The sequence below is a fragment of the Microbacterium sp. UBA3486 genome (assembly GCF_002377845.1).
GTDB lineage: Bacteria > Actinomycetota > Actinomycetes > Actinomycetales > Microbacteriaceae > Microbacterium > Microbacterium maritypicum_A.
The window spans coordinates 23,752-35,797 of the sequence record NZ_DFQP01000034.1 but is presented as its reverse complement, the minus strand read 5'-3'; the positions used below and the strand labels follow the sequence as shown (position 1 = coordinate 35,797).

Here is a 12,046-nt window from a genome sequence, read left to right as displayed (position 1 = left end):
CCCCACCGGGAGGCGGGCGGAGAGCCTCGCGCTGGCGATGCACGCCTACCTGCCCGACGCCGACATCCTCACGTTCCCCGCCTGGGAGACGCTGCCGCACGAGCGGCTCAGCCCGAGCCCGGACACGGTCGGTCAGCGTCTGCAGACGCTGCGCCGGATCGCGGAGTGGTCGGGCGACCACCCGCTCGTCGTCGTCGCGTCCGTGCGGGCCGCGCTCCAGCCGATCGCCGGCAACCTGGGCGAGATCGCCCCGCTCGAACTCGGCGTCGGCAGCCGGGGGCACGAACTCGACCGCGTGGTCGAGCAGCTGGTCGAACGGGCGTACTCCCGCGTCGACATGGTGTCGCGGCGCGGCGAGTTCGCGGTGCGCGGCGGCATCCTCGACGTCTTCCCTCCCACGTCGGAGCACCCCTATCGCGTCGAGTTCTTCGGCGACGAGATCGACCAGATCCGTGCGTTCTCCGTCGCGGACCAGCGCTCCCTTCCGGGCGATGTCACGGGCGTCGACCTGCCGCCCACCCGCGAGCTGCTGCTCACCGCCGAGGTCCGCGATCGGGCCCGCGCACTCGTCGGCGGCTTCCCCGCGATCTCGGGCATGCTCGAGAAGATGGCCGAGGGCATCCCGGTCGAAGGCATGGAGTCGCTGCTCCCCGCGGTCGCCGGACCCTTGAAGTCGCTGGCCGAGTACCTGCCGGCGGGAAGCGCCACGGCGGTCATCGATCCCGAGCGATCGAGTGCGCGCGCCATCACCCTGGGCGACACCAACCGCGAGTTCCTCGACGCCGCCTGGAGCGCCGCCACCTCCGGCGCCTCCGCGCCCATCGATCTGGGGGCCGGTGACTTCCTGACCATCGCCGAGCTGCGCGAGGTCGTGCGCGACCGGGGCGGGGTGTGGTGGCGGCTCAGCCCGTTCGGTGCCGGGCTCGGTGAGGGCGATGCGGAGGCCACCAACCTCGGCGCCGCCGTCATCCCCTCATTCCACGGCAACGTCGACGGCGCGATCTCGTTCGTCGAGGCGAAGGTGACCGACGGCTGGCGGGTGGTCGTGATCGCCGCCGGTCACGGTCTGGTCGATCGCGCACGCGACGTGCTCGCCGACCGCGGCCTGGCCGCCCGGGTGGTCGAGACGCTCACCGACGCACCGGAGGGCGGTGTCGCTACCCTCGTCACCGGATCCGTCGAAGCCGGCTTCCAGGTGCCCGAGGCGAAGCTCGCCGTCCTCACCGACAACGAGTTCTACGGCCGGACCATCGGCGGCGATCAGCGTGTCGTCAAGAAGCTCGCCTCGCGGCGCAAGAACGTGGTCGACCCGCTGCAGCTCAAGCAGGGCGACTTCGTGGTGCACGCCACCCACGGCATCGGCCGCTTCGTCGAGATGACCCAGCGCGAGGTGTCCACCGGCGGGCGCAACGCCACCAAGTCGATCCGCGACTACCTCGTTCTCGAGTACGCGCCCTCCAAGCGCGGCTACCCGGGCGACAAGCTGTTCGTGCCGACGGATCAGCTCGATCTGCTCTCGAAGTACGTCGGCGGCGAGGCCCCTACGCTCTCGAAGATGGGCGGCAGCGACTGGTCGCAGGCCAAGGGCAAGGCGCGCAAGGCCGTGCGCGACATCGCGGTCGAGCTCGTGAAGCTCTACTCCGCGCGCATGAGCGCGAAGGGCCACGCGTTCGGCCCGGACACCCCGTGGCAGCGCGAGTTGGAAGAGGCGTTCCCGTTCGCGGAGACACAGGACCAGCTGCAGACGATCGACGAGATCAAGGCCGACATGGAACGGCCCATCCCGATGGACCGGCTGCTCTCGGGCGACGTCGGCTTCGGCAAGACCGAGGTCGCGGTGCGGGCGGCGTTCAAGGCGATCCAGGACGGCAAGCAGGTCGCGATGCTCGTGCCGACGACGCTGCTGGTGAAGCAGCACCTCGAGACGTTCACCGAGCGCTTCGCCGGCTTCCCTGTCAAGGTGCGGCCCTTGTCGCGCTTCCAGACCGACAAGGAGGCGCGTCTCACTCTGCAAGGCCTGCTCGAGGGTTCGGTCGACATGGTGATCGGCACCCACCGCATCCTCACCGACCAGGTGATGTTCAAGGACCTCGGCCTGATGATCATCGACGAGGAGCAGCGGTTCGGCGTCGAGCACAAGGACGCGCTCAAGAAGATGAAGACCAACGTCGACATCCTCGCCATGAGTGCCACGCCGATTCCGCGCACGCTCGAGATGGCGGTCACCGGCATCCGGGAGATGTCCACGCTGGCGACCCCGCCGGAGGACCGGCACCCGATCCTCTCGTTCGTCGGCCCGCGCAGCGACAAGCAGATGGCCGCGGCGATCCGTCGCGAGATCCTGCGCGAAGGGCAGATCTTCTTCGTGCACAACCGGGTGCAGTCGATCCAGCGCGTCGCGAGCGAGCTCGCCGAACTCGTTCCCGAGGCCCGGATCGCGGTCGCGCACGGACAGATGGGCGAGCACCAGCTCGAGCAGGTCGTCGACGACTTCTGGGAGCGCAAGTTCGACGTGCTCGTCTCGACGACCATCATCGAGACGGGTCTCGACATCGCGAACGCGAACACGATCATCATCGACCGCGCCGACAAGTACGGACTCAGTCAGCTGCACCAGCTGCGTGGACGCGTCGGACGAGGGCGCGAGCGCGCCTACGCGTACTTCCTGTACGACGAGATGAAGCCGCTGAGCGAGACCGCGGCCGACCGTCTGCAGACCATCGCGGTCAACAACGACCTGGGCTCCGGCATGCAGGTCGCGCTGAAGGACCTCGAACTGCGCGGGGCGGGCAACCTGCTCGGCGCCGAACAGGCCGGACACATCGCGGGCGTCGGATTCGACCTGTACCTGCGCATGATCGGCGAGGCCGTGGCGACGTTCCGCGGGGACGAGGTCGAGACCGGGCAGGAGCTGCGCCTGGAACTGCCCCTCGATGCGCGCATCCCCGAGTACTACATCGACAGCGAGCGGCTGCGGCTCGAGGCCTACCAGAAGCTCTCCGCCGCCTCGGCGGCGACCGCCAAGGATGAGGCGATCGATCTGGTCGTCGAAGAGCTCGTCGACCGCTACGGCACGCCGCCCGAAGAGGTCGAAGGCCTGTTGGCGATCTCGCGTCTGCGCCGTCGCGCTGCCCGGGTCGGGCTGACCGACGTCGTCGTGATGGGCTCGAACCTGCGCATCGCGCCCGCGCGGCTCGAAGACTCGATCAAGGTGCGGCTGCAGCGGCTCTACCCGAAGGCGAAGCTCGTGGCCGGGGGAGAGGCGCTGGTCGTGCCGATGCCCACCGTCCCCGCGGCGGTCGGGGTGGGTCTCGAGCCGCTCCCCGACGCACAGCTGCTCGAGTGGGTCGGGCAGCTGTTCACCGCGATCTTCCCCGAGCCGGCCAAGACCGAGTAGCGCGCGACGGGGGGCCGCGGTACTAGTCTGGCCGCATGTTGTACGAGCACCTCGGGGCTCGGCCCCGCGTCCATGACACCGCCGTCATCGCCCCCACCGCCGTCGTCTCCGGAGATGTGGAGATCGGGCCGGGCTGCCAGGTTCTGCACGGTGCCGTCATCACCGCCGAGGGCGGGGCGATCACGCTCGGCGAGCACGTCATCGTGATGGAGAATGCGCTCATCCGGGCGACGGCGGCGAATGCGGTGCACATCGGGTCGCACACCCTGATCGGCACGCTGTCGAGCATCGCCGGTGCGACGGTGGGAGACGAGACGTTCCTCGCCTCGGGGTCGCGGCTGTTCAACGGCTCGCTGATCGGGCCGCGCTGTGAGGTGCGCGTGAACGCCATCGTGCTCCGTCGCGCCGTGCTGCCGGAGGGCACGGTCGTGCCGATCGGCTGGGTGGCGGTGGGCGACCCCGCACAGCTGTTCTCGCCGGACCGTGAGGAGGAGATCGCGGCGGCACAGCCCGATCTCGACTTCCCGGGGCACGTCTTCGGCGTCGATCGGGACACCCCCGACCTGATGGTGCAGCTGACCGAGCGCTACGGCAGCTCGCTCGCGCGGCATGCCCACGACGTGAGCCTCGACGACGCGCACCGCGGGCAGCACCGCGCATGACCGCGGGCGTGGGCCTGGTCCGTCCCGACGTCGATACGGCCGATGCCGCGCGCATCGCGCTCGAGTGCTGGGGGATAACGGCGACGGCGGAAGAGCTCGGCAGCAACCAGGACCGGAACTTCCTGCTCACGGGGGAAGACGGCACCAGGAGCGTGCTGCGGATCGACAACCCGGTGTTCGGCGACGACGAACGCGACGCCCAGCATGTCGCTCTCGAGGCCTACCGCGCTGCCGGCGTTCGCGTACCGGCAGTGCTCCCCGGCCTCGACGGTGCGCTGACCCAGCGCTGGAACGGCTTCGCCGCGCGGCGCAGTGAGTTCGCGCCGGGCGAGCCGATGGTGGGTTCCGGATATCTCGCACCCGTCGTGCTCGCGGAGTTCGGCGCGCTCGCCGCCGCCTCCGTGCGCGCGCTGGAACCGCTCCGACACCCCGGGCTGGATCGTCGGCAGATGTGGGACATGCGTGTCGCGTACGAACAGATAGATGCCCTCGCGCCGTCGATCGCCGATGCCGCACTCCGGGGACGGGTGCTGCGCGCCGCGACCAAGGCGCACGCCGCCGTCGAAGCTCTCGCCGACCGGCTCCCCGTGCAGACGATCCACGGCGACCTCACGGACGACAACGTGATGGGCGAGCGGGGCGACGACGCACGGCTGCACCCGCGCACGGTGCTCGACCTCGGCGACCTCGGGCTCGGTTGGCGCGTCGCCGAACTGGCGGTGTGCGCGGCATCGATGCTGCACCACGAGCCGGAGCGGCCGCTGCGGGTGATCGAGACGATCGCGGCATTCCATCGCCAGGTGCCGCTGGGCGATGCGGAGGCGAGGGCCGTCTGGCCGCTCGTGGTGCTGCGCGCTGCTCTGCTGGTGGCGAGCGGGTGGCGTCAGCTCGAGATCGACGGGGACAACGACTACGCGCGCGAGAGGGTGTCGGGCGAGCAGGCGATCTTCGACGCCGCGACGCTGCTGCCGCTCGTCGAGATGACCGAGCACGTGCTCGCCGCGGTCGGGATCGACGCCCCGGGATTCTCCGCCCCCGAACTCGCAGGGCGCGACGACGAGGCTCCGCTCCGCGCACTGCTGCCGGATCTCACCGGCCGCGTCGCCGTGATCGATCCGGGTGTCGAGTCCGCTGCCCTCGACAGCGGGCGCTGGCTCGAGGAATCGGTCGAGCAGGCTCTGGTCGCCGAGGCATTCGACCTCGGCGTCGCCGTGGCGGTCATGCCGTACGGGGCGTTCCGCCTGACCCGCGCGACCGTCGACGAGGCGGACCCGGGGCATACCTGGGCGACCGCGACCGAACTGCATCTGCCTCCCGGCCCTCGGGTGCGGGTGGTGGCACCGACGGAGGCACGGGTGACGCAGCGGGGCGCGATCGTCCGCTTCGCGCTCGACCTCACCGGTCCGGACGACGGCCACGAATGGGTGCTGGAGGTCTCGGGTCTCGATGCGGAGGAGCGGCGCGAGCGCCCCGTCGATGCGGGGGAGACCGTGGGCTGGCTCGCCGCGTCGTTCGAGCCGCGGCGCCTGACCGTCGGAATCCACCGCGACGACGCTCCGGAGCGCCAGGCGGACGGAGCGGCACTGATCGCCCCCGATCGGGTCGCGGCCTGGCGCCGCCTCACCGCAGATCCTGCGCCGCTGCTCGGGCTGCCCTCCTTCGCCCAGCGGGATGATTCGGCGGCGGAGCAGGCGCGCCGTGAGCGCATCTTCGCGGCGGCGCAGGAGCGCTACTACGCGCACCCGCCGCAGATCGAGCGCGGCTGGCGGCACCACCTGGTCGACACCACCGCGCGCACCTACATCGACATGGTGAACAACGTCGCCGGTCTCGGCCACGCGCATCCGAAGGTCGCGGATGCGGCGGACCGCCAGCTGCGCACCCTCGCCACGAACTCCCGGTTCCTGTTCCGCGATCTCGCGGAGTACAGCGAGCGGCTGCTCGAACTGATGCCGGAGGGCAGCGACCTCGACACCGTCCTGTTGGTCAACAGCGGCTCGGAGGCGGTCGACCTCGCGATCCGTCTGGCGCAGGCCGCGACCGGACGGCGGACGGTCGTCGCACTGCGCGAGGCGTACCACGGCTGGACCATGGCGAGCGATGCGGTCACCACCAGCGCCTACGACAATCCCTCCGCCCTCGCGACGCGCCCGGACTGGGTGCACGTGGCCGATGTCCCCAATCGCTTCCGCGGCACCTATCGAGGCTCCGACGTGGCGGGCGACTACCTCGCCGATCTCGCTGCCGATCTCGACCGGCTGCAGGACGAGGGACGAGAGGTCGCCGCGTTCCTGTGCGAGTCGATCCTCGGCAACGCGGGAGGCGTGGTGCTCCCCGACGGCTATCTGGCCGGGGCCTACGCACAGATCAGGGCGGCGGGAGGACTGTGCATCGCCGACGAGGTGCAGGTCGGATTCGGGCGGATGGGATCGACCTTCTGGGGATTCGAGCTCGCGGACGTGATGCCCGACATCGTCACGATCGCGAAGCCGATGGGCAACGGGTATCCGATCGGCGGGGTGATCACGACGAAGCGCATCGCGGACGCGCTGTCGACGCAAGGCCAGTTCTTCTCGTCTGCGGGGGGAAGCACGCTCAGCTGCCGGGTCGGCATCGCGGTGCTGGACGCGATGGCCGAGGACGACCTGCAGCACAACGCCGCAGTGATCGGTGCCCGCCTCGCCGAGGGCCTGCGCGGCCTCGCGGACCGGCATCCGCTCGTCGCCGTCGTCCACGGCGAGGGGTTGTACCTGGGCGTCGAACTCGTGCGCGATCGCGAGACCATGGAGCCTGCCGCCGCCGAGGCCGCGGCGATCTGCGAGCGGATGCGCGAACTGGGGGTCATCGTGCTGACGACCTCGGAACGCTCGAACGTGCTGAAGATCAAACCGCCCCTGTGCCTCAGCGCCGAGAGTGCCGACCACGTCGTCGCGATGCTGGATCGCGTGCTCACCGAGGGATGGTGAGGTCGGGCGTCTCCTTCGAATCCCGCCGTTGTTCGGAATGTTAAAAGCGCATTTCGAACCGAATTCACCGTAGCGCTGACGATTCCCTCCGGTCCATACTGTTGCTCAGCGTCGGACGACCCGAAGTCCGACCCATGCGCTGTCCCCCGAGGAGTACCCATGGCCACGAAGACGAAGCCGCTCGCGCACGGCGGAGGAAAGCTCAGACGAAATCTCGGACTGTGGGCGATCGTCGGGCTCGGGCTCGGATACATGACGCCGACGGTCGTGTTCGACACGTTCGGCATGGTCGCCCGTGACACCGACGACGTCGTACCGGCCGCCTACCTGGTCGCCTTGGTCGTGATGGTCTTCACGGCGATCAGCTACGGCAAGATCTCGAGCGCGATCCCGAGTGCCGGTTCGGCGTACACGTACGTGCGCGAGTCGATCCACCCGAATCTGGGGTTCATGGTCGGGTGGACCTCGCTGATCGACTACGTGCTGCTGCCGATGGTCAACTGCCTCATCATCCGCAGCTACCTCGAAGCGCTGTTCCCCGAGATCCCGGGCTGGATCTGGGTCGTGCTGTACTGCATCCTCGTCACCACCATCATCTACCTGACGATGCGCGGCACCTCGAACATGAACATGATCCTCCTGGTGTTCTCGATCGTCGTCATGGCCGTGTTCGTGGTGATGGTGATCGCCCAGCTGATGCGCGGCGAGGGGGCGGGAACGGTCGCGTCGATGACCCCGTTCTTCCACGACGGCGCCACGATGGGCGCGGTGCTGATGGGCGCCACGATCGTCTGCTTCTCGTTCATCGGCTTCGACGCCGTCACGATGTACGCGGAGGAGGCGAAGGATCCGAAGATCATGCCGAAGGCCATCCTGTTGACGGTGCTGCTGGGCGGGGCGATCTTCCTGATCTCGGGTTACCTCACGCAGTTGCGCTTCCCCGACTGGAACGAGTTCGCGCCCGGCGGCGACATGCAGTTCGTCGAGGACTCCACCCTCCCGATCATCGGCAACCTGGTCGGCGGACCCGTGCTCATGGCGGTGCTCACCGCGGCCGGTTTCTGCGCGACCCTCGCCTCGGGCCTCGCCTCGCACGCCTCGGTGTCGCGCATGCTGTTGGTGATGGGGCGCAACAACGTGCTGCCGCAGAAGGCGTTCGGCTACATCAACCCGCGCACCCACACGCCGACGTTCAACATCGTGCTGGTCGGCGCCATCTCCCTGCTGGCGATCCCGTTCACCCTGGAGCTGATCGCGGCGTGGATCAACTTCGGGGCGCTGATCGCCTTCACGTTCGTCAACATCTCGGTGATCGCCTGGTTCGCGATCCGCAAGGGCCGTCGCAAGACGCCCGGCGACATCTTCAGCTTCATCGTCATGCCGGGTATCGGAATGGTCCTCACCGGCCTGCTCTGGGCGAACCTGCACGAAGACGCGCTGCGCGGGGGCCTCGTGTGGACCGCGATCGGGGTCGTCTACCTCGCGATCATCACCAAGGGCTTCCGCAAGAAGGTCGTCGCGTTCGACGAGAACCAGGCGGTGACCGGGTACAACAAGGTCGTCAAGGTGCCGGTCGACGAGAGCTGACGTCGGCTCCGTGACGCAGAAGAGCCGCCTTCCGAAGAGGAAGGCGGCTCTTTCGCCGCAGGAAGGGACGGATCAGATGACGCCCTGGGCGAGCATCGCCGCGGCGACGCGTTCGAAGCCGGCGATGTTGGCGCCGGCGACGTAGTCGCCCGCGACGCCATGACGCTCCGCGGCGTCGAAGGCGGCATCGTGGATGTCACCCATGATCTCGCGCAGCTTGTTCTCGCTGTCGCCGAAGCTCCAGCGCTGACGGGAGGCGTTCTGGCTCATCTCGAGCGCCGAGGTCGCGACACCACCGGCGTTCGCGGCCTTGCCGGGGGCGAACAGCACACCGGCCTTCTGGAAGGCGTCGACGGCATCCGGCACGCAGGGCATGTTCGCGCCCTCCGACACGGCGCGCACGCCGTTGGCGATCAGTGCCTCCGCGTCGGCGAGGGAGACCTCGTTCTGCGTGGCGGACGGCACGGCGATGTCGACCGGCACCTCCCACACGCTGCCGCCCTCGACGAAGCGGGCGCTCGGGCGGCGGTGGGCGTACTCGATGATGCGGGCGCGCTCGACCTCCTTGATCTGGCGCAGCAGGTCGACGTCGATGCCGGCATCGTCGACGACGTAACCGGAGGAATCAGAAGCCGTCACCGCGGTGGCGCCGAGCTGGGTGGCCTTCTGGATCGCGTAGATCGCGACGTTGCCGGATCCCGAGATGCCCACACGCTTGCCGCTCAGGGAGTCGTCGTGCACCGCGAGCATCTCCTGCGCGAAGAAGACCGCGCCGTAGCCGGTGGCCTCGGTGCGCACTTCGGCACCACCCCACCCCGTGCCCTTGCCGGTGAACATGCCGGACTCGTGGCGGTTGGTGACCTTGCGGTACTGGCCGAACAGGTAGCCGATCTCGCGGCCGCCGACGCCGATGTCGCCCGCGGGAACGTCGGTGTGCTCGCCGAGGTGGCGGTACAGCTCGTTCATGAACGACTGGCAGAAGCGCATGACCTCGGCGTCGGACTTGCCGTGCGGGTCGAAGTCGGAGCCGCCCTTGCCGCCGCCGATGCCCTGACCGGTGAGCGCGTTCTTGAAGATCTGCTCGAAGCCGAGGAACTTGATGATCGACAGGTTCACCGAGGGGTGGAAGCGCAGTCCGCCCTTGTACGGGCCGAGCACCGAGGAGAACTGGATGCGGTAGCCGCGGTTGACCTGCAGCTTTCCGGAGTCGTCGATCCACGGCACGCGGAAGAGGATCTGACGCTCGGGCTCGACGAGCCGTTCGAGGATGCCGCCGTCGACGTACTCCGGGTGGCGTTCCAGGACCGGGGCGATCGAGTGCAGCACCTCGTGGACGGCCTGGTGGAACTCCGGCTCGTGCGGGCTGCGGGAGAGCACCGTGTCGAACACGGGCTGCACCGATGCGGCGAGCGGATGGAAGTCGGCGGGAGACGAAGCGGTCACGCGGAAGAGCTTTCTGGTGGGGGATGGTGGTGCAGGCGATCGTGTCGCGTGAGGCTGTGCCGGATCCGGCAGAGATTTCACTCTAGTGGGCACCGAAAGCGGGGGTTCCCGCCGGTTCGGTGGCGACGTCGGTCACCCGGTGTTCTGCAGGCCGGCGGCCACACCGCTGACGGAGAGGAGCAGCAGTCGCTGCTGCTCCGCGTCGGCGCCGGAGCCCGTGGGATCCTCCGCGGCCGAGCGGAGGGCCCGCAGCGCACGCAGCTGCAGGAGGGAGAGCGCATCGACGTACGGGCTGCGCAGCTGCACGGCGCGCTGCAGCACGGGCTTGTTCTCGAGGAGGCCTTCGCCGCCGGTGAGGCGGATCACCCAGCGCCGCGTCGTCGCGAGCTCATCGAGCACGAGCTGCGCCAGGTCGTCGCGGTCGCCGAGGGCCAGGTACTGGCGGGCGATGCGCTCGTCGGTCTTCGCGAGGCTCATCGCGACGTTGTCGATCATGGTGCGTAGCAGCGGCCACTCCCGGTACGCCTCGACGAGCAGCTCCTCATCGCCGACGGCGTCCAGGGCGGTGCCGAGGCCGAACCATCCGGCCAGGTTGATACGCGCCTGCGTCCACGCGAAGACCCACGGGATCGCCCGCAGGTCTTCCAGCGACTCCACCGAGAGTCCCCGGCGGGCCGGCCGCGAGCCGAGCGCGAGCAGACCGATCTCCTCCATCGGGGTCACGGTGGCGAACCAGGGAGCGAAACCCTCCGCCTTCACGAGGGAGAAGAAGCGCTCGCGGGAGGCGGCGTCCATGATCGACGCGACCTCGGCGTACCGCGCGGCCGCCCGGCTCGTGCGCTCCTCCTCGGTGGGGGAGGAGGCGAGCAGCGTCGCCGCGGCGACCTGGTCGATGTGGCGCATCGCGATCGCGGGCTCACCGTAGCGCGCGAAGATCACCTCGCCCTGCTCGGTGAGCTTGAAGCGGCCGTCGACCGAGTGCGGCGGCTGCGCGAGGATCGCGGAGTTGGCGGGGCCGCCGCCGCGTCCGAGGGCACCCCCACGACCGTGGAAGAGGGTCAGCTCGATGCCGGACTCCCGGGCCCACCGCGCGATCTTCTCCTGAGCCTCGTACAGGGCGAGGTTCGCGGCCACCGGGCCGACGTCCTTCGACGAGTCGGAGTAGCCGAGCATGACTTCGAGCCGATTGCCGGTGGCGGCCATGCGCTCGCGGAACTTCGGGAACGTCACGGCTTCCTCGAGGATGCCGGGAGCCGCCTGCAGGTCGGCGAACGTCTCGAACAGCGGCACCACGTCGAGCACCGGAGCGTCGTCGCCGAGGGCGTAGTGGGCGAGGCGGTGCACATTGGCGAGGTCAGAGGCGGCCTGGGTGAACGAGACGACGTAGCGCCCGGCGGCGCGCAGCCCGCGGTCGCGCTGGATATCCGCGATCGCGCGGAACACCTCCAGCACCTCCTCGGTCTGCGCGCTGACGGCCTCTCCCGCCTCGAGTTCTGCCAGTGCCTTCGCGTGCACCTGGGAGTGCTGACGCACCTCCAGCTCGGTGAGGTGGAAGCCGTAGGTCTCGACCTGCCAGATCAGGTGCTGCACGCCGCCGAACGCATGGCGCTTCGCGCCGGCATCGGCGAGTGACGCCTGCACGGCGCGCAGATCTTCCAGCAGCTCCTCGGGACGTGCGTACGCCTGGGCGCTGTCGTCACCCCGGCGCGTGGCGGCGACGCGACGCGCCAGGATCAGCAGCACGCGGCGGTGCGGCTCGTCGGGAGAGCGGGTGGCGAGCTCGGCTGCCAGCGCGGGCTCTGCAGCGGCGAAGCTCTCCCAGAGTGCGGTGACCTCGGCGCTGGGCGGCGTGTCGTCTGAGGCGAGCGTGAGCGTCCGGCCGATGCGCTCCAGCGCACGCTCGAGCCCGCGCAACACGTGGTCCGCCGCGATCTGCGAGGCCTCGCGCGTGACGGACGCCGTGACGAAGGGATTGCCGTCGCGGTCGCCGC

6 protein-coding genes are annotated in these 12,046 nt (G+C 69.6%); 4 read left to right on the top strand and 2 right to left on the bottom strand.

The window, feature by feature from the left end:
* The 4 genes from mfd to B2869_RS04105 all read left to right on the top strand — a co-directional run.
* A partial coding sequence (gene mfd, locus B2869_RS04120) for a transcription-repair coupling factor (RefSeq protein WP_292763115.1) occupies positions 1-3,397 on the top strand: 3,397 nt, incomplete at its 5' end.
* A 35-nt stretch (positions 3,398-3,432) separates the two neighbouring features.
* Entirely contained in the window at positions 3,433-4,059 is a 627-nt protein-coding gene (locus tag B2869_RS04115) for a gamma carbonic anhydrase family protein (protein WP_029260417.1), read from the top strand.
* Positions 4,056-7,025, top strand: a complete 2,970-nt coding sequence (locus B2869_RS04110) for an aminotransferase (RefSeq protein ID WP_292763112.1) — start codon at positions 4,056-4,058, stop codon at positions 7,023-7,025. The genes B2869_RS04115 and B2869_RS04110 overlap by 4 nt, the downstream gene beginning before the upstream one ends.
* 159 nt (positions 7,026-7,184) lie before the next feature.
* Positions 7,185-8,612: an APC family permease gene (locus B2869_RS04105; RefSeq protein WP_292763109.1), complete on the top strand. Its 1,428-nt coding sequence runs from the start codon at positions 7,185-7,187 to the stop codon at positions 8,610-8,612.
* 72 nt (positions 8,613-8,684) lie between these two features.
* On the opposite strand, the gene gdhA is transcribed toward B2869_RS04105, so the two are convergent.
* Positions 8,685-10,055 (bottom strand): NADP-specific glutamate dehydrogenase, encoded by a 1,371-nt coding sequence (gdhA, locus tag B2869_RS04100; RefSeq protein ID WP_292763106.1) that lies wholly within the window; start codon positions 10,053-10,055, stop codon positions 8,685-8,687.
* A 132-nt stretch (positions 10,056-10,187) separates the two neighbouring features.
* The coding region (locus B2869_RS04095; RefSeq protein ID WP_292763103.1) for a phosphoenolpyruvate carboxylase at positions 10,188-12,046 on the bottom strand (1,859 nt) is incomplete at its 5' end.